The 19781-nt window shown below is 47.8% G+C and carries 17 protein-coding genes; 4 read left to right on the top strand and 13 right to left on the bottom strand.

Annotation, left to right across the window (positions count from 1 at the left end):
• Positions 1-78: 78 nt before the first annotated feature.
• Entirely contained in the window at positions 79-846 is a 768-nt protein-coding gene (locus HF894_RS00600) for a DUF1295 domain-containing protein (protein ID WP_204968653.1), read from the bottom strand.
• Positions 847-1007: 161 nt separating this feature from the next.
• Between HF894_RS00600 and folB the strand changes: the two genes are divergently transcribed.
• Positions 1008-1376: a dihydroneopterin aldolase gene (folB, locus tag HF894_RS00595; RefSeq protein WP_204970737.1), complete on the top strand. Its 369-nt coding sequence runs from the start codon at positions 1008-1010 to the stop codon at positions 1374-1376.
• On the opposite strand, the gene HF894_RS00590 is transcribed toward folB, so the two are convergent.
• A complete protein-coding gene (locus HF894_RS00590; RefSeq protein ID WP_204970736.1) occupies positions 1371-2387 on the bottom strand; it encodes a glycosyltransferase family 2 protein in 1017 nt (338 codons plus the stop codon). The genes folB and HF894_RS00590 overlap by 6 nt on opposite strands.
• A gap of 25 nt (positions 2388-2412) precedes the next feature.
• Entirely contained in the window at positions 2413-3732 is a 1320-nt protein-coding gene (gene mtaB / locus HF894_RS00585; RefSeq protein ID WP_204970735.1) for a tRNA (N(6)-L-threonylcarbamoyladenosine(37)-C(2))-methylthiotransferase MtaB, read from the bottom strand.
• Between the two features lie 216 nt (positions 3733-3948).
• Between mtaB and HF894_RS00580 the strand changes: the two genes are divergently transcribed.
• Complete coding sequence (locus tag HF894_RS00580) at positions 3949-4152, top strand: hypothetical protein (protein WP_021847091.1); 204 nt, start codon at positions 3949-3951, stop codon at positions 4150-4152.
• 252 nt (positions 4153-4404) lie between these two features.
• Here HF894_RS00580 and HF894_RS00575 read toward each other — a convergent pair whose 3' ends face one another.
• From HF894_RS00575 to HF894_RS00560, 4 genes are all read right to left on the bottom strand, one after another.
• Positions 4405-7098: a transglutaminase domain-containing protein gene (locus tag HF894_RS00575; protein WP_204970734.1), complete on the bottom strand. Its 2694-nt coding sequence runs from the start codon at positions 7096-7098 to the stop codon at positions 4405-4407.
• Positions 7099-7279: 181 nt separating this feature from the next.
• A complete protein-coding gene (locus HF894_RS00570) occupies positions 7280-7693 on the bottom strand; it encodes a DUF2141 domain-containing protein (RefSeq protein ID WP_204970733.1) in 414 nt (137 codons plus the stop codon).
• 102 nt (positions 7694-7795) lie between these two features.
• Positions 7796-9736 carry a TonB-dependent receptor plug domain-containing protein gene (locus HF894_RS00565; protein ID WP_204970732.1) on the bottom strand — a complete coding sequence of 647 codons (1941 nt, stop codon included), beginning with the start codon at positions 9734-9736 and terminating at the stop codon, positions 7796-7798.
• A gap of 143 nt (positions 9737-9879) precedes the next feature.
• Positions 9880-10782, bottom strand: coding sequence for a LytTR family DNA-binding domain-containing protein (locus HF894_RS00560; protein WP_204970731.1), 903 nt, complete (start codon positions 10780-10782; stop codon positions 9880-9882).
• A 228-nt stretch (positions 10783-11010) separates the two neighbouring features.
• On the opposite strand from HF894_RS00560, the gene HF894_RS15255 reads away from it, so the two are divergent.
• Positions 11011-11139 carry a hypothetical protein gene (locus HF894_RS15255; protein WP_021847087.1) on the top strand — a complete coding sequence of 43 codons (129 nt, stop codon included), beginning with the start codon at positions 11011-11013 and terminating at the stop codon, positions 11137-11139.
• Positions 11140-11232: 93 nt separating this feature from the next.
• Here the strand turns inward: HF894_RS15255 and HF894_RS00555 are convergent, their stop codons facing one another.
• The 3 genes from HF894_RS00555 to dinB form a co-directional block, all read right to left on the bottom strand.
• The gene (locus tag HF894_RS00555; RefSeq protein WP_204968646.1) at positions 11233-11607 is read right to left on the bottom strand and encodes a YccF domain-containing protein; all 375 of its coding nucleotides are present in this window, start codon (positions 11605-11607) and stop codon (positions 11233-11235) included.
• 52 nt (positions 11608-11659) lie between these two features.
• Positions 11660-13009, bottom strand: a complete 1350-nt coding sequence (locus tag HF894_RS00550) for a FimB/Mfa2 family fimbrial subunit (protein ID WP_204970730.1) — start codon at positions 13007-13009, stop codon at positions 11660-11662.
• 143 nt (positions 13010-13152) lie between these two features.
• Positions 13153-14244 carry a DNA polymerase IV gene (gene dinB, locus HF894_RS00545; RefSeq protein WP_204970729.1) on the bottom strand — a complete coding sequence of 364 codons (1092 nt, stop codon included), beginning with the start codon at positions 14242-14244 and terminating at the stop codon, positions 13153-13155.
• Between the two features lie 348 nt (positions 14245-14592).
• Between dinB and HF894_RS00540 the strand changes: the two genes are divergently transcribed.
• Positions 14593-15402 (top strand): hypothetical protein, encoded by an 810-nt coding sequence (locus HF894_RS00540; protein WP_021847083.1) that lies wholly within the window; start codon positions 14593-14595, stop codon positions 15400-15402.
• A 1164-nt stretch (positions 15403-16566) separates the two neighbouring features.
• On the opposite strand, the gene HF894_RS00535 is transcribed toward HF894_RS00540, so the two are convergent.
• From HF894_RS00535 to HF894_RS00525, 3 genes are all read right to left on the bottom strand, one after another.
• Entirely contained in the window at positions 16567-16893 is a 327-nt protein-coding gene (locus HF894_RS00535) for a hypothetical protein (RefSeq protein WP_204970728.1), read from the bottom strand.
• Between the two features lie 3 nt (positions 16894-16896).
• Positions 16897-18162, bottom strand: a complete 1266-nt coding sequence (locus HF894_RS00530) for a hypothetical protein (protein ID WP_204970727.1) — start codon at positions 18160-18162, stop codon at positions 16897-16899.
• 377 nt (positions 18163-18539) lie between these two features.
• Positions 18540-19448, bottom strand: a complete 909-nt coding sequence (locus tag HF894_RS00525) for a helix-turn-helix transcriptional regulator (RefSeq protein ID WP_204970726.1) — start codon at positions 19446-19448, stop codon at positions 18540-18542.
• Positions 19449-19781 lie beyond the last annotated feature (333 nt).

Raw genomic sequence — 19781 nt, 5'->3', positions numbered from 1 at the left:
TTAGAAAAGGATGTTTTAAGAAGACGATCACAGCCTTTTAAGATCAAGAAAAGCATCCTTTTTCTTTTTTTCTAGCCATCAATATATATAAGGTATAATCCGTTTTCTACGCCCCACGGCTTCGTTGCCAAACTCTTCGCGATAATGCTTGTGTATGGCGTCAGCTCGAGGCACTAGATTGGCCGCTGTCCACCAAACAAATACCCACGCTGCAGGTGAAGCGGTCAACAAGGCGAACCCCGTCCACTCCACCAGTTCTCCAAAGTAGTTGGCAGACGTGACATAACGGTACATTCCCTTGCCTGGCAGGTAATGCCGATTGTCACCCGGCTTGCGCAGATGACGAATGACATGATCGGAATGCAGATTGACACCCATACCAACGAAGAACAGCACCAAACCTATAATAGAAAGCGGACGCATCAACCAAGTCCATCCTTCGGCATATCCTTCGGGCGCATACCAAAATATTCCACCAGCCTGCATCAATCCGTTCAACACATTGAATACAATGCCCATTGCCATGATAGCTACCGGCATACGGCTACGCCCCTTCATCAAAAGTGGAAAGACAAACGAACGTTGCAAATAATGCAATTCAAACAGAAGCAAAAACAAAAATTGTGGTGCAGAGAATCCAACCCCACTTATCATCCACAAACCCAACATCACGAAAAAGACAGGTGCCTCCATCAGCACCCAAGCCACTTTGTTGGATATAGACCATCCCCACGAAGCGGTACGAAACATGCCGTAACCAGCTTTTACAAAATAGAGGGCTATGAAAACGAGCAAAGCCACACTGCTCATCACCCATAAAAAGAGATGAAATTGATGCAAAGACATAAGTATTCTATATTTAAGACGCACAAATATAACGAAAAAAATATTGCGACGCCCTCCTTTTATTTTATCTTTGCACTATTAAAACGGCAACTGTTCAATAAACAATTTTATTGATAAAAAACTGTTCCATTTTTAATATTTTCTTATTGAAACAGGCAGACATGACAAGTTATATCCTTCTCGAAAACATCCGCTTTTTTGCTTACCATGGCGTAGCTCCCCAAGAAACGACTGTAGGCAATGAGTTCGTCGTATCGCTACGACTGAAAACAGACATTGCACGTGCAATGGAAAGTGACGACGTGGCCGATACCGTCAACTATGCTGAAATCCACCAAGCCGTAAAAGAAGAAATGGATATTCCTTCCAAACTACTTGAACATGTCGCAGGACGCATTGTCCGCCGTCTGTTCAACGATTTTCCGACGATCGAACGCATTGACCTGAAACTATCCAAACGCAATCCACCCATGGGAGCCGATATTGAAACAGCAGGAGTGGAGGTGCATATAGAAAGACAGACTTTATAGGCCTGAAAAACGTTTTTTCCCCTGCAGATAGTAACGTATCAGAACACTGTAACGTGTACGCTCGGGTATCACCGATGTGCAGGCCTTCTTTTCGTTCTCCTCGCGCGACGGACGGAACGAGGGACGAAGCCGACAATACTCCCGACGTGCCCGCCAAACGGCACAAGCATTGTCCCACTGACCTTTCAGCAGAAAGACAAAAGCTGCCACCTGGTCGAGCAACCAACGAACACGCATCACTTTGCCTAATTCTTCGGCAGGCAGGTTCTTGTAAAGCATCAACAAATTGTTACGGAAATTCAGAAATGTCTTGCGAGGATTTTCTTTCTTCAACGTAGCACCACCCACGTGATAAACTACACTTTGGGGGATACATACCAACTGCCGACCGCGGGCACGAAGACGCCAACATAAATCAATCTCCTCCATGTGCGCAAAGAAGCGACCGTCCAATCCACCCGCTTCCCAATAATCCTTCAAACGAATGAACAAAGCAGCCCCTGTAGCCCAAAAGACAGGAACAACCGCATCATATTGTCCCTCGTCCTTTTCAACAACACTCATAATGCGTCCGCGACAGAAAGGATAACCATAGCAATCGATGAAACCGCCGGCAGCACCTGCATACTCGAAAGCGCTCTTGTCATGCCAGCTCAACAACTTGGGTTGGCAAGCGGCTACTTCCGAGTGAGTATCCATATAGGCCAGAAGCGGCTGCAACCAATGAGCCGTCACCTCCACATCCGAATTGAGCAGCACTACATATTCCGCCTCTACCTGCTTCAAGGCTTCATTATAGCCGTCGGCAAAACCCCAGTTCTTTTCCAGCTGAATAAGACGCACTGAAGGAAATTCTTTCCGGACAAGCTGAACCGAAGCATCTGTAGACCCATTGTCTGCGACATATACGACGGCCCCATCCGCTTCGGAATGGGCCACGACCGAAGGCAAGAAAGAACGAAGCATCTCGCATCCGTTCCAGTTTAATATGACGACTGCAACCTTTTCCATATCTTCCATCGTTCTCTTCTGTGGTTTATTCCAAGGGCAAGCCCTTCAAAGCGGTCCCTTCCTCGTTCCATTCGCCCAATCGAAGAGTCACCACACAGTTGTCAAGTGCATCGTTATGGGGCACTTCCACCCGTATGTAGTTAGGCGTAAAGCCATGCATAGGTGTACCAGGCTTGGATTTTTCCAATAACACAGGCAAGGTCTGTCCGATATGTTTCTCGTAGAAAGCCTTGGTTTTCAGATCAGAAAGTTCCAGCAAACGCTGGCTGCGACGATGCTTTTCTTCTGGCGACACAACGTGATCTATCTTCAACGCCTGCGTACCCGGCCGTTCAGAATAGCTGAACACATGCAACTGTGTGACATCCAGTCCTTCTATAAAGCGATATGCCTCCTCGAAATATTCTTCCGTTTCGCCACGCGTTCCCACAATGACGTCCACACCGATAAAGGCATCGGGCATTACCTCCTTGATTTTATGCACTTTGGAAGCAAACAGAGCTGTATCATACCGACGACGCATCAGCTTCAACACCTCATCCGAACCCGATTGCAGCGGGATATGGAAATGAGGCATAAACCGCTTGGAATGTGATACGAAGTCGATAATCTCATCGGTCAGCAGATTGGGCTCGATAGACGAAATGCGATAACGCTCAATACCTTCTACCTCGTCCAGCGCCTTCACCAGATCGAAGAAAGTTTCACCTGTCGATTTGCCGAAGTCGCCTATATTGACTCCCGTCAATACGATTTCTTTTCCACCTTCGGCCGCAGCCTGCCGTGCCTGTTCAACCAACGAAGCAATACTACCGTTACGACTACGACCGCGGGCAAAGGGAATGGTACAATAGGAACAGTAGTAATCGCAACCGTCCTGCACTTTCAGGAAGAAACGCGTGCGGTCACCACGCGAACACGACGGGGCAAACGAACGGATGTCTTTCAAAGCCGACGTGAAGGCTTCACCTGTTTCATGCTTCTGAAGGTTGCCCAAGTATTGCAGCAAATCTTTTTTCTGCTCAGCACCCAAAACCACATCTACGCCTTCGATATGGGCCACTGTATCCGGCTTCAGCTGTGCATAACATCCCGTCACTACCACAAAGGCACCCGGATGTTGCTTCACCAGCCGATGAATGGCCTGACGGCACTTTTTGTCAGCCACTTCGGTCACCGAACAGGTATTTACTACGCAAATATCAGCCTTTTCTCCCCGTCTGGCCGTACGTACTCCGGCTTCCTTCAACATCTTGCCGATAGTGGACGTTTCCGAAAAGTTCAGTTTGCAGCCCAACGTATAATAGACAGCTGTCTTATTCTGAAATATATTGGTATCAATCATAATTTGCTTACATAACTTTTAATGCGGATGCAAAGTTACACATTATTATTCTATATTCCATTATTTCCTCACCGACATAGGACATTCAGAGACAGGCTTCGAAAAAAAATATAAAAAAAGTTGGGGTTTCGAGAACAACATATCCAAAAAGTCCCTACCTTTGCGGCGTTTTAATAAAGCAATTGATTGTATTACGTTTTTTAAAGTAAAAAGAAAATGAAAAAATTAGTTTTGATGGCAGCAGCTATCGTAGCAGTATCTTTCGCATCTTGTGGTAACAAAGCAGCTAACGCTGAACAAGCAGCAGCTGATTCTATCCGTATCGCTGACTCTATCGCAGCTGTTGAAGCAGCCGCAGCTGAGGCAGCAGCTCAGGCAGCTGATACTGTAGTAGCTGACAGCGCTGTTGTAGCTGAATAATTTCAGTACAACAACACAGAGAGAATTGAAAGTCTGACGTGCGAAAGCACACCAGACTTTTTTTATGCCCGTACGGTTCGTATCCTCCTCTTTATATCAACGCAGATTTCCATACCATACGACATGGGGCCTCCATGAAGTACTGGATGAGGGTCTAACGAAGTGCTTCCTCATCCTCTCACGAAGCACTGCATGAGAAGGTGAGGAAGCACTGTGTCAGAACCCAACGAAGCACTGTGTCAGGAAGAGCGCTTACAGGCCCTTCACTGTCTGCATCAGCTGTTCGCCCAGACCGATAGTATAGCCTTGCGAAACGAACACCACGCGGTTGAACGTGTCGGCTATCACAAACACCGGCAGCGTGTCTTTATGCTTTAGCTTCATATTCTCTATAATCTGGGCAGCAATGCCGTGGCTGTCGATACCGTAGACAATGGTAGACGGCAAGCCCGGGAAATCTTGCGGACGGAACTTGCCATACTTCTCGGCATCGGGGAAGAGCAGTACCATCTTGCGCCCCCACTTCTCCAAGTCTTTGTTCAGTTTGGCAATGTCCTTCAGAGCATGATTGGTAGGCTCCTGCCCTACACCCAAGACGCCAACCACGAAATAGCCACGACCACATGCCGTCAATACGCTGATGGGATCATCGGCCACGACACCGTCAGCGATAGGCGTAAAGAGCGATTCGGAATTGAAGTTACCTATCACCTGTATCTGGTCCTTACTTTCACGCATTGTCAAGGCTGTATTCACCGTTTTGTCCGCCTCTACATTCAAGCCGCTCATGTGCACCAGCACGCCACCGCTGGCCAGACGCGTACCGCTCACCATCACATAGTAGCCGGCCGGCATCTGCAAGGGGGTACGCAGTAAGGTGTTCCATGAAGCACCGCTTTCATCATAGCTTTGCAGGCGAAGTACACCGTTCTCGCAACGTGACAGGGTGAAATGGCTGTAGTATTTAGGATCGTCGATGAACTTAGTGGGCTGGAACTTTGCCACCAGACTGCCCGAAGGCGATACAGTCTGTGTAGCGCCCATATTGAAGTCCACATGATAAAGTTTTCCGTTCTTCAGATTCGGATGATTGGCCAAGTCCAAATAACATACAGCTCCGGTCACTTCGTCAATCCAGGCGGGAATGCCCAAGCTGCGGGCCACGGCCACAAAGAAGATGTCGCGCGAATAGGTGTCGGCCATGCGGGCGTTCCATACGCCTTCGGGCGACATGGGAATACGTTGTGAATTCAAGGTATCGTTCAGAGCGATATTCTCGCGGCACCAGTCCACCAGCTTCTGCGGATGATACAGATAGTCTTCGGCTGTCTGCTCATCAATGACTTGCTGGAAGAAAGACTTATAGGCTGTCAGTTCTTCTGTCGCAATGCGCGGGTTCAGCAACGCCGACACGCTCTGCTCGCAAGGCACAACCGCCGTATGCAGCAAATGGTCTTTCAGAATGGGTAAACGGGCATCACGCAAGTCTTTGGCAGACACAGCGCCCAGCAGCTCGACAGCCCGGCCGCCCTGTCCCTGCTCCAAAGCAAAGGCAACAAAGGCCTTGATGACAGCATGATTACCACGCGAAGCCACCAGAAAATCGGCCACACGCTGCTGCTCTGCTTCGTTCAGTCCCTTCTGGGAAGAAGCCCAGGCATGCGCTGCCTCGGGCGTCATCATTGTAGCCACATAGGCGTTGCGGATGGAGTCTTCTGCGGCCATGCGACGGTCGTTCTCTGCTCGCTGTTCAAGCGTAACGGCGGGCAGATTGGCCGACTCAACGGGCGGAACGATGTCCAAATCCAATTCGAACGGGTCACCATCGCGACGGTCGAGCTTCACGGTCAAGGCGTCCTGCTTACCAAACGAAAGCTTCTGGAAACCGAAGCGTCCGTTTTTCGACGCCCACACCAGCATGTCGCCTTTGCCGGCCGTGAGCGAGGCCTGCCCCGATGCATCGGTCTGCTTGCGGGCCACGGTATAGAACTCGGCGTAGTTATAAAGCTTGAACTCCACCAACGCTCCGCTGACGGGCTGTCCGGCCTCGTCGGTCACGGTCACCGTAGCTTGGGCAGTGGGAGCATAGTTGTCGATAACGTTGATTTCGGTATAGTTGGGTGTGACGGACATCACTTCTTCCGGTCCTTCGTAACGGCCGAAGACCTTGGTGTGCATCAGCATGCCGCGGCTGGCAGGCGCGTTGAACCAGCCCAAGTTAAGCACCGGCTCAGGCTCACAGGCACCGAGAAAGTACCATTTGCCGTCAGCCCAGGCTTCCACCCAGGCATGATTGTCGTCGGTATGTGCCCAACGGGGAGTATAGACCTGGCGCGCGGGAATGCCCACTGAGCGCAGGGCAGCCACCAGGAAGGTAGACTCCTCGCCGCAGCGTCCGTAAGCGGTGCGGACTGTGGCCAGCGGCGAACTGGTGCGTGCGTCACTGGGTTGGTAGACGGCCTTCTCGTGGCACCAATGGTTCACCTCCAGAATGGCATTACGCATGGAGAGGTGTTGCACGCGCGGCTTCAGTTCTTCGTAGAACACCACGCGGGCACTGTCCAGAGGCTCGTTGTTCACCCGCACAGGGAGAACAAAGTGGCGGAACAGCTCTTCGGAAACCATCCGCCCCCAAGGCATCTCTTCGGAAGCACGGTGGGCCGCCTGTACATTCATCAGGTGGAAACCGCCGGAGTAGTCCGTGATGTCGGCCAGCGGCATGTAGGCGTAGAGAAACTCCAGCGCCTCGCGCTCGTAGAGCGTCAGATCAGTATCGAAGATGGCGAACAAGTTACCCTTGGACATGACGACCTGCTTCTGCTGGAAGTCCTGCTCCACACGGGCACGATAGGTTGAATCACTGATAAAATGGGCATGTTTGCTACTGCACGAGGCAAACAAGCATGTCAGCCAGACCAGGCTGAAGATGTAGACGATATATTTCATAAATGAGAGGTTGTTATGCTGACAAATGTACAATAAGTTTTCCATTCTACCAACTCGCAACTCCCGAATGTACTGACAAAACGAATCAAAAAATTGCCGATATTCATCAGCTATTTACCGTCTACTTTCACCAGCTTCTGGCGACTTTCTCCTCTCTACCCCTACCCCGTGCCGCGCGGGCTTACCGCAGCCGAACAACCATAGTCGTATCATTCTGAAAGCGGAAGCGACACTTTTCGTAGGCCGGAGGACCCATCACCCCTTCGGCATCGTTGCTGAAAGCGTATTTTTCTGTCGGAATGCCGAAAGCCGCCGTATCCAGTTGTCCGTTACCATTCGTGTCCAGGAAGAGTGAAAAGGCGTACTCGCCCGCCGGAAGTCCGCGGCAAGGGATGACGAGCATGGTGTCGGTCACCGCCACGCGGAAGCCCGTCAAGGGTTTCTTCAAGAAATCGGCCTCGGAGACATAGAAGGCAACGTAGAGTTGCCCCTTCGGTTTCTGGATATCGTTCACACGGAGGGTCAGCGTTTGCGCATGGAGCGCACTGGCAAGGCCTTGGAGGGCCAGCAATACAAGTAAAATCAAGTTTTTCATACGTTTTGTATTTTTAAATTCGTAAATAAAGACAAGTTTCGATCTCTGGCGCCACCTTCGGCAGCAAAGGTCTCGGAAAGGCTGATGAGGTACCTCAGCGGACTAAAAGTTAGAAACGTCGTAGGCCGCATGGCGCCCCAGCGTCACGAAGACGCCGATATAGAAGAAGCGGTCGGCGGCAGCCAGCACAGGCCGCCCGTCCACGTACCCGAACTCGTTGCGACGACCCAGTATGTTGGTGGCCGAGGCGTGGACGATGACCTTCTTCGATGGCAGGAAGGTCAGCCCTACGTCGAGGCTGTTGTAGGGCTTTACCTCGTCGTTCATCAGACCGGGCCGTTCGGGGTTGTGCCACGGGCGCCCGCTGCTGAAGCGATCGGTCAGGCTCAGGACGGTGCGTAGGCGGGGAAGCGACCACTTGACAACGACGGAGGCATTGTGGCGCGTGGCATATTGGGGGACGGTCAGCTCGGAGTCGCGACCTGTCCGACGGCGAGGCAGGTTGTAGGTATAAGACAGGCGGTATTCCAAGTTCCTGAGCGACGTGCGGTCGGACAGGAAGAGGTCGATACCCTTGCTGTAGCCGTAGCCGCCGGAAGTCAGCACCGAAGCCGCCTCTCTAGCGCCCTTCCACAGGGGCAGGCGGCTGTACTTCTTGTAATAGACCTCCACCTTGGCCAGTCGACCACCCCGACCGTACTGTGCGCCCGCGTTATACTGCCAGCATACTTCGGGCTTCAGTCTCGTCTGCTTCAGCAGCAGGCTGTCTGCCGCCGGCTGAGTGTATCGCCCTGCCACGGCTGTCAGCACGACGTCGCCCTGAAACCAGTTCAGTGCCAGTCGTGGCGACACTTCCGTCGCTCCGCTCAGCCCGTGATATTCGGCCCGCACGGAGCCCTCCACCTTGAGCCGCTCCAGCGGGAAACAGGCAGCAGACAGGAAGACAGCACCCAGCGAAGGCGACACGTGCCCCTCCGCCTCACCGACGGAAGCCGGAAAACGGTAGCTCATGGCATAACTGCGGACAAACGCCTCCACTCCGCCGTCCAAGCGGAAAAGCGGGGACAAGCGCCGGCCCAACTTGGCCTTCAGATGGAGTTCTTGCTGGCGTTGCAGCCAGGCGTCCCCCTCGGCGGCAGCATTGTCCACCATCTGGCGGTTGTACGACCAGGCCGCACCCGCAAACCACTCCCAACCGGCACCGGACGTGCGCCGCAGCGTGGCGTTCAAATAGGCGTTGTTCTCGCCAAGGCCAAACAGTCGGCGGTCGTCACCCTCGTAAGTGGCGAAGTCCGTCCGATCGTACTGGGCATACAACTTGGCCACGGTCAATGCATCGGGTGTAAAGCGCAGCTGCGTGGCTCCCGACAGCAGCTGATAGGGACGGCCGAAGTCCTTCCGACCGGGGTAAATCCGATTGTGCAACGCCATGTTCTGATAGTTCAGATCTACGGAAGCCGATCCTTTGCCGAACGTGCGCGTTCCTCCCCCGCCCGCCCCTACAATGGAAGCATTCAGCCCAAGCTTATCCACCGTGCTATAATCCTTCGTCTCCAACGGCAGAACGGCCGAGAGTGCCCCACCATACTCCAGTGGTGCGCCGCCCGAAGCCAAGTTTACCCCGCTGAACAGGAAGGTGGAGTAACGGCTACGGGCCGAGGCGCCGATACCCACCGAAGTGTAGGGTACCAGTACGTGCATACCGTCGATGTAGGTCTGCGTCTCTCGGTCGTCGCCTCCGCGCACCAGCAGGCGGCCCGTCTCACCCTGCACCTGCGTGCCCGGCAGGGTCTGGAGTGCTCGGTAGAGGTCACCGTTCGCTCCGCCTACCGTAACCAGTTCCACGGGATGCAGGTCGCTCCACCGGCTATTGGCCGCCGGCGTGCGCCGACGCTTCACCACCACTTCATCCAGCCCCACGCTGTCCGTCATCGTCACGCCGTCCAAGGTCAGGCAGATGGTGTCGGTCACGGCAATCTGCGCGTCGGCATCCGGGGCGACTGCTCCAGTCAATACCATCAGAATAAGGAATAACCGTTTCATTGTTTTGCTTTTCTTTTCGTTTACCGAAAGCGAAATTACAAGCAAGTAGACAGACAAAAAAATATCCGGGACAGATAACCCGGATATGTGACCAACTGCATCCACAAGGGATGAATAACAAAGGTCTGGGACAAACGGCAAGCTTACTCGCTGCCCTCCAAAGCTCTTTTTACACGGACGGCATAGCTCCGCGAAACGGGTATTTCCGTCCCACACCCCTCCAGATGGAGCCGATAGCCCTGCGCATTACCTGACACCTGCGCCACTCGATGCAGGTTAACGAGATAGGCGCGGTGACACCTTATTATATACGAGTAATCCAAAAACGCATCCTCCGCCTGCTTCAGCGTCAGGCGCAGCAGCTTCACCGCGGTCTTGCCGCTACCGGCGTCCAGGTAGCGCAGCCGTACATAGTTACCTTCCGACTCGGCATAGAGCAGCCGGGCGGGGTCGAGTGCCAGACTCTCCCTCGTCCCTCCTTCCAGCAGGACTTCCCCACGGGCTGCCGCCGACCGAGGTTCCGATACTGCTTCCGCCTGTACCCTTTCTGCCAGACGGGCGTTCATCGCCACCGCCTCCTGCAAGTTGTGGCTCAGTTGCAGGTTACGGTTCCACATCACGAACAGCACAATGGGAAAGGGCCCGATCACCACCATCCACAACAGGCAGACGGCCAGCAGGCGCAAGTTCAGCTCCAAGCCGAATACCCCTGCCGTATAGCACCAGTTGCCCAACGTAATCAGCACGCACAGCAGCAGCGTGGAAAGTATCTCCTTGCCCACCGTCCACCGTTCTTCCCGATACCACGCAGGAAACAGGGCCGGAAACACGTAAACCGCCACCGCCAGCATGGCCGACGACACTACCGCATAGCCCGCCAATACAAGCAGCTTGTTCCCTTCCATCCGCGAGATTCCGAAAGGCTGGAGAACATAAAGAATGAAGAACACCAGCAGCGAAGGCAACACCACCGTTTTCCAACGCGCCCTCAACTCAGGATAGGGACTGCACAGCAACACCACCAGCTTATCGAATAGAGTTTTCATATCACTTTTCAAAAGGATTTCCACGCAAAGATAGTCATATTTTTGTAATATCCAGATGGCAAAACGGAGTGTTTTGACGCAAATTCAGGAAGAAACAACAAGATTTTTATGTTATAGAACATATTTTTTGTGAACAATTCGTATCTTTGCAGTGTTATTAGAAGAGAAAACAAGAAAAGATGTACAAACCGCTTTCCGAAACGCGGAAGGCACAAAACCAAGACGATTATGAAAAAAAACGTAAATGAAATCATGATGTTACAGTACCGTATCAAACGCTATCAAGCAATGGGAAACGGTGCCATGTGCCAAGCCTTGAATGGCAAACTTCAGAAACTGCTTGCACAGCAAGCTTGACTTAGTAAACAACCCTTTAAACAATATGAAAAGAAAGAGAGCGCATCCTCAGTGGATGCACTCTCTTTTGTCTTTTTAATACTTCCTATCCCTTCAAGCCTCCACAATATCTTTGCCAAAAGGCATCAACGCCACGGCTGCCAGCTTGAAGTGCTGCAGGCCGAAAGGTATACCTATAATGGTAATACAAAGGATGGCTCCGAAAATCAGATGTGAGAAGCAGATCCAGATACCGCCCAGCAAAATCCACACCACATTCATCAGTATGTACAGACAACCGTCCGAACGGCTACCGCTACGCACTTCCTTGCCGAAAGGCCACAAGGCCAACGAAGCCATCTTCAGCGTCTGTATGCCGAAAGGAATACCCACAATGGTCACCATCAACAGCAGACTGGCTACCACATATTCGATTGCCGTCAGAATTCCTCCGAACAGCAACCACAAAACGTTCATCAAACAACCCATATCTTTTTATTTTTCCAATATAACAATGATCATTCTGTCTCAAACTTATCTTTCACTGCTTGCGAAACGTGACTTCTTTAACCGCCCGCAAGCGATAAGTACGTGAAGAACCGGCCTTAGAAATAGTACCATCACCCCAGACATACGTTTTCTCACCATCTTCACAAAGATAGCGGACAGGCGTATCCTTTGTACCCGGTTCATAGCCAGTCTCTAAAATATCCAATCCTTTATCAGACAGCAACTTGTTAGTCTGCGACAAGTGAGTTCCACCGATAGTATTTCGCATAGCCTTCGCCTCATCGGCCGTCGGAAAGCGCCATCCGCTAAGACTGCCTTCCGTATAGGCATTGACAAGGCCGGCTGCCTCGCTTGGATTTTCCGTATTCAAAGCAGAAGGAACATCCGTCCATTCTTTCGTACTCAACAAAAGCAAAGTAGCGCCGCCATTGTCGTCGGGAGTAGAAAGCGCTACCAAGTGACCTTCCCACAATGTACCGGCGGCAGGAACATCCGTTCCACTGATTTCAGTATCACCCTCACCGCTACCCTCATTACCGCCGCCTGTCGTGCTGCCGAAGTCAAAACGAATGTTGCGCACATCCTTCCAATCTTCAGCCGTAATCTCGCCCGACAGATTGAAGCCTGCAGAGAAAGTCCCTTCCAGTTCATAAGGAGTATTGGCAACCAGCGGTTCAGACAAGGTATAACCATAGGTAGAAACAGTCCCTTTGCTATCGGTCAAGGCAATGGAAAGCGACACCCTGGCACGATCGGCCGAAGGAAAAACATACAAGACAGGAGATGTCCACACCCCTCTACCCGCATCGCTACAAGCAGTCGTCAACGAGGTGCTCCCACCGTAAGTGCCGTCCATGGCAAGCGAAGCATACACAGGCCCGACAGTGACATGCACTGCTTTTGTATCATCGGGAATGGCATGCAGTTCGATTTCCAAACGGCTCACGGCTGCCGTCAGCGTGATGCTGGTCGAAGCATCTCCATCTACACGTACCTTGGCCATGCCGCACATCAGGGCTTCTTCAGCCATCTGCTGACCTGAAAATGTCACAACATCCTCCATATCCGGCCGATCAGAAAACGAATAGCCATCCACGCCACACAAAGCCACTATCGTATAATTTCCCGCTGCAAGGCAAAGCTCCATCGCACTGTCCTCTTCAGAACGCATCTCTGTAGAAGCCGCATACGCACCGTTGTCCGAAAAAGCATAAATATAAACAGGATAAGTGAGAGAAGAAGTTCCTCCCGCACGTGTCTGTACCCTCAATGTAGCCTCCGAAAAGTTTTCGTTCTCCTCATCCAATTCTGCTTGAATGCTATTCTGACACGCAGCCAGCAAAGACAGGAGTGTAAGTAGCAAGAAGATAGTGTTTTTCATGGTAATTCGTTTTACAGGTTTCAATAATTGTCCATCCCTGTCGGGATTTCACCTTATGCCCACAAAAATAATACTATTTATCATATATAGCCCAACATTCATACATTTTTTCTGTCATTTGTTACAAAATCAGGCTAACGTCCTTATTCCCAGTCGCTGAACTCAAAGCTGAGCTGTTCCCACACTCCGTGACGATCGGCTTCCGCATCGCGCGGATTGGACACAGACAAGCCTATGAGCCGGATGGGATGTTCCTCATAATCCACCTCACGAAGCAACTGCTTGGCGAGAGGCAAAATGACGGACAACTCCGTCAGTTCCTGTCCTTGCGTGATGCTGCGGGTAATCTGGCGGAAGTCGTGAAACTTGATTTTCAAGGTCAGCGTGTTGCCGCGAAAGTCTTTCCGCTTCAGGCGCTCCACCAGCTCTACTGCCACATGATACAGCTCGATGATGACCGACGAGGTGCGGTTGATATCCTTCTCCAGCGTATGCTCACACCCGATGGACTTACGTACACGCACCGCCTCGACAGGCCGCAAGTCGATGCCGCGTGCAAAGTCATAATACACCGCCCCTACCTTGCCAAACTCTCTAGTCAGCATCTCCAACGAACGGGCGCGCAACTGGGCACCGTTGTGTATACCCAGCAGATGCATCCGTTTGGCCGTAACAGGTCCCACCCCCCAAAAGCTCTCGATGGGCAGACGGGCAATGAAGTCGAGTGCCTGGTCGGGATGGATGGTACAAAGCCCGTCCGGCTTGCGATAATCCGAAGCAATCTTCGCCAGAAACTTGTTGTAGGACACGCCCGCCGAAGCCACGAGGTTCAGTTCGCTGCGTATCTTCCGCTTGATTTCACGGGCAATGTCCACCGCCAACGGGATGCCAGGCTTATTGTCAGTAACATCGAGAAAAGCCTCATCGAGCGAGATCGGCTCGATGACATCCGTATATTCATGGAAAATCTCATGTATCTGGCGCGACACCTCCTTGTACACCTCCATACGGCCGGGAATAAAGATAAGCGACGGACAGAGCCGTTTGGCTTTTTGCGACGACATGGCCGAACGTACTCCATAGCGACGCGCCTCATAACTGGCAGCAGCCACCACACCCCGCTCCTCGGCATGCCCCACCGCAATGGGCTTACCGCGTAGTTCAGGATGGTCGCGCTGCTCCACGGATGCATAGAAAGCATCCATATCGATATGTATGATTTTACGTTCAGTCATTGATTGCTTTCCTTCTCTATTATCAAACAGTAACAAAGATAGCGAAAGTAGAAAGTAGAAAAACAAGCTCGCTCGATTTTTTCACAAAGTCACATCTTGTTTTATAAATAGAATAGTCATCTCCATTCATCCCATTTTCACGCGTTAATTTATATAAAAATAAAATATCGTAAACATTTATTTTCTATTTTTGTAAAAAATCAAATCAAAAGTTCGGATAGATATCAAGTTATAATATCAAAACCAATAATACAGAAAGCTAATTAATAAGACTCATACCTAGTTAATCATTTTTATTTTATCAAGTAAATCGATTACTCTCTAATATTAATCATAAATTAGTTACAAATGAAGAAGTTCTTACTTTTAGGCGCAATGGGCTTGATAGCCTTCAGCGTACACGCACAGGACGCCTTTGACAAAGGCGACAGAAAAATGGATTTAGCCATTGGAGTGGGTACAGTAGCTTATGCCGATAAATCACGAGGCACATTCGACCAACATTTCGGAATGGAATGGGGCATCGGGCGTATTGCCGATAAAGTGACAATAGGCTTCGGATTTGCTGTAAATAACACCTACGGAGGAAAGTATCAAAACAAGGTAATAGGAGAGTATGACTACAAATATACTCGCACCACTTTTGGTAAAGTCTACAACTTCAGCACCAAGAAATGGGACAGGATAAATGAAACCAAGAAAGTATCCCGTGAAGGAATAGGTACAGCCGATGCCGATATTACCAGAGAAGATGTGAATGCTCTGGTGACCATCTCTTTCCACTACAGCCCCATACCGCAGCTTGACACATATTTGAAAATCGGAACCGGCGTCGGTTACATGACCTATCTCGTCGGCAACTATCAAAATACAGATGGTTTTCAGAGCGCAAGCGTCAACGATCATAGAGAAACACAATATACAGACATAACCACCCGATACAATTACAACGACCTCGATCATGTCAAATGGTCTTCTGTTGGAGGCTCTAAAATAGTACCGGCAATGGCAACATACGTTGGAGCCACTTACTTCCTGACCGAAAGTTGGGGTATCGGAACCCAATTTGGCTTAATCAGTGCGAACATCAAAGACAAAGACAAAGGATATCCAAATTCATACGGCATCTTTGCTGTAGGTGCTACCTATAAATTCTAACCATTCAACGCAAACGGGGAAGATTAAAAGACTCAATCCCCCCCGTTTGTTATATACATTCCAAGTCACAATCAGCAACTTCAGCCGCGTAAAGTGCCACTTTAGGGAGCTAAAGAGGGACTTTACGAAGCTAAAGAAGGACTTGGTGCGAATACCCTTCTCCCACTTCAAACCAGTAAAAACGTCCCTCCCCCCTATTTATTCTAAGTTTCCCCAAAAATCCTTCACGCTTTCACATCGTCCTAATCCGTTCTATTACATTGATTTACGGTGAAAGCAAAGAATTCACCGACAGAAAGCATCTTTCACAGCAAATCACTGTCATCCAACAGATTGCGATGAAACTTCACCGTAAAAAGTTCTGTTTCTCACGAAACTGTTCTGTGAAAGCGAAGCATGATATCCAAGTTTCACGCCTAAAAGCCTTTTGAAGAGATTCTTCATATTGTGTGTTGAGTTCTTCATTTTTTTCATTACTTTCGCATCACGATTTAGCAATAGTACTAATCAAAACAATAAACTATAAACCCGTATGAGAGGTAAAGTTAAGTATGTAACCAGAAGTATCTGGTTCGAGGAATGTCAATCAGATCATTGGTGTTCTGATGTCCATCCTGTTAGATATACTAACACTTATGCAGTGTTGTATAATGGTGATGAAGTAGATATTGACGAGAATGATATTCGAGACTACTATGACCGTAGTAGAATAACATATGATCTCGTCAGCGAGCTTAGCAATAATCTCCACAATGAGTGGATTGAATATTATGAGGATGAGGACGGTGATTACTGTCTTGATGGAGAGTTATCAGATTATATCTAGCCCAAGTTTAGATTTTTTTCGTTGAATAGATATAAAAAGGTTTTGAAAAATTCTGTATATCACGAAGATTTAGTAATTTAAAAGTGAATAAATAGCTAAATTGCAATGAATAGATTAAAATTTGAAGGATTAGAATTGCAGGTACAATAAAACGGTCTGTCGTTGAAGTTGTACCTACAATAAAATAGATGCAAGTTATCAATTTATTACTATTGGTGTAAAAATATTCAATTGATAAAAACCGTTTCGAACAGGAGCAGGTTCCAATCAGGAATATTCAGTAAATATTCCTAATAAGCAAGATGGCATATAAAATAGAGTAGCCTTAACCATAGACATTAAATATTTTTTTCTATGTCATCAAGCAAATCATCATAACCTTTCTTTTGCCTTTTCCAGTCCTCACGCTCCTTATCTTGATTATCTTTTAATTGTTGAATTTTTCTAGCATCAATCCCAGCCTGTTTTCCCATCCCTTCTTTCTTACCTTTATCCCTTCCTTTAGAATATGCAAGTCCTCCAGCAACTACTGCTCCTCCAGCTCCTGCTATATATTTACCACCATGTTGAACGAAATGTTCAGAAATTTTTTTCACAATTTGAACAGCACTTTTTTCTATTACAGGTATAACCTGTTGTAATACTACCAAAATTTTATCTACCATAATTTATAATATTTGATTAACATTAAATATTACGTTTTCCCATTCCCTTAATATAAATTCTTCTTTTACTTTTCTTATAAAGTGAACATCTTTTATCAATCTATACAAAGTAACAAGAAATCCACCTAAATCAAAAGTTTTAAGAGCATTTGTATCATTCAAACAAGATCGAATGGCTGTTTGAATCACATCAGAGCTTGTAGCCAAAAGATTGGAATACAAGACAATTTTATGCGATTTAACCGTATACAGTTTAAAATCAGATTCCTTATTTGGATTATAAAAATACAAATGAATCAACTCTATTATATTATTTAACATAACCGCTATAGATGCGGATGTCATTGTCATTTGAACATCATACTTAAAATCAAGCCAATCATATCCCTTCTTGTAAATTTCAAAAGCCTTATCAGTATCTATTAAACTTAAGAACGGAACTGGTAAACCTTCAGGAGTATATTTATCCGAATATAAATGGTTTCCTTGTGCAAAAACAGCAGCAAGAAGCCTTTTTTTATCTTCACGCAAACTTTCAAAAGCATTATAAAATACTGATTCCTTTGAAAAAGAGAAATAAGTAGATATAGGATGTCCCCAAAAAGTTTCTATCCGTTTTCCTCTTCTTCCTGTGACTATTTGATAAGATTTCACACTTAATAAGGACATATATCTATGTTCTTTTTCTCCTAAAAGATACTCAGGGGCAATCGTTATTGTATTAGTTAAAATATTTGCAACTCCATAGATCCAACCTAAAATGGGATCATGACCTAAAGCTTTTACCCTATGAAGGCCTCCATGCATTTTTATCCCAAAATCTTTTGCACCCTTTGTCTTATCATAACCTACCCCAGTATTTCCTCTTACAATATCTTCCCATGTAGGATATTTCCCCTTCTTAACAGTCCACCCATTTGCCTTTTTCCTAGTGACATAATCATCTGCTTTTTCAGCCAATTCCTTTTTTATTTTAGGATCATTATGAGTCACTCTATTTCCATCTTCAAACTTCTTTTGAAATTTTGGAAGGACATATATTCTTAACAATTGAAGTGCTGTAGAAAGGAATAAAACATAAACATCTGTTTTATCAAAAGAAGTTCTTTTTTCAAAGTCCTTTTCAATATCATCTAATAGAACAGAAGCATTATTTAATACATTTATAACTCTTCCCTCTTCTTGTGAATTTTTCTCTATTTTAGAAAATAACAAATCTGCATCTTGAGCTAAAATTTTTCTTCGCTTTAAAAATTCTTGTCTATCCATATCAAAAATATTCATTTTTAATAATATACAACTAAAAAAGCGTGAGTCCATTGCCTACTCCACTCATCAAAATCAGGCATCGCCAAACGCCCCGTAGAAATGAATAAAGAAACAATACTCACGCCGTTCCGGTATGTAAAGGTTACCATACAGCACAGGCTGTACAGGCATACATATACAAAACGTATGAGCGCCATATTGTCTCTATCCCTCTACTAAAATTTGGCGATTTCGATTTTAGGATAAAGCAAAAAACGCTTTCACATACTCCACCGGCCATTTCTCCAGCCGATGCTCTGCAAATATACATTTTTTGTTCAATATGACGCTCTTTTCATGAATATTATTATGGGCAAAATCCGCTTTTATGCTTTTTATCAGCTTTCTACATCCGTACCCTCCTGCCGGTACAGCGCACACAGTTCATTCACCGTTCTGCGCATCTCCTGAACCAGGGATTCCGGCGCCAGCACCTGCAAGGTGAAACCGTAGGAAAGCAGTTCCTGCACAAAATCGAGGGTAGGCTTGAGCCTCAACCGGAAAGTCATCGAATCCTCGTCCTGCAATACCAGTTCCTGGCTATGATGGAGAGGACGGGTACGGATGTAGTTACCTTGTTTCAAGTTGAATTTCAAGACAACATTTTCCACCCGGGTATCGTCGTTGATGATACCGTATGTATCGTTGAACATCACCTGCGGCGTATGTTCGGGAGACATCCTGAAACTTTCGGTAGTCAGCTCGGCATTGTCCATACGGTCGAATGAATAGACCCGTACCCCTTCACGTTCCCGGCAGAACCCTATCAGATACCAGCGTTGCTTGAAAAACTTGATGAAATAAGGTTCCACGGTAAAGGTAGCGGCTTCTCCCCAATAGGAATGATACACGATGCTCACACACTTGTTCTTCATCATCGCTTCAGTAATAGCGTCCAGATGTTCCTCACCGCCAAAAGTGGTTTCCAATACAATCCGGCCGACCAACTTCTTACGCCGTGCAATCACGTCAGAAGAAGAAGCTGTTTGGATAAGCCACTGATTCAATGCCGAACGATTAAGCATTTCGGGTGAATCAATATAATATTCGTTTGTACGACGATCGCATTCGATATTAATATCGAACATATCTTCGGCCATCCGCTTATATTTCATAAAGGTATTGCGATGCAATTCCATGCCGTACTCTCCACTATACTCCTGCCAGGCATCCTGTATCTCTGCCAGCTTGATGCGTTTGCGACGCAACAACAGGCTTACCAACCATATATTTATCCGGTTTTTCATAATCGAGTGTCGTTCAATCTTACTTTCTGTGCGCAAAAATAGCGAAAGACTGCATCATTTTCGTGTGCAAGCTACCAATATCTTTGCACAAACAAAAGAAACTAAAGTAAATATACAGAAAATAATGAAAGGAATTATTCAAAAAATCGAGCATGGCATCTATATACACACCTATTATGCCAACCAAAAGGAATACGACTATTTCGTAATAGCCAAGTTAACAAACAATGACATTGTGGATATCACCCGAGAAATGCGCCATCATTTTTCAATCCTCCAATTTAAGAACAGAACTATACGAAAGTTAAACAACAGATTGAAAGGAAGGTGCAT

Source organism: Caecibacteroides pullorum (assembly GCF_019239235.1).
GTDB lineage: Bacteria > Bacteroidota > Bacteroidia > Bacteroidales > Bacteroidaceae > Bacteroides > Bacteroides pullorum.
Note: the sequence above shows the minus strand (reverse complement) of the source record. Positions and strands in the feature narration are given on the sequence as shown.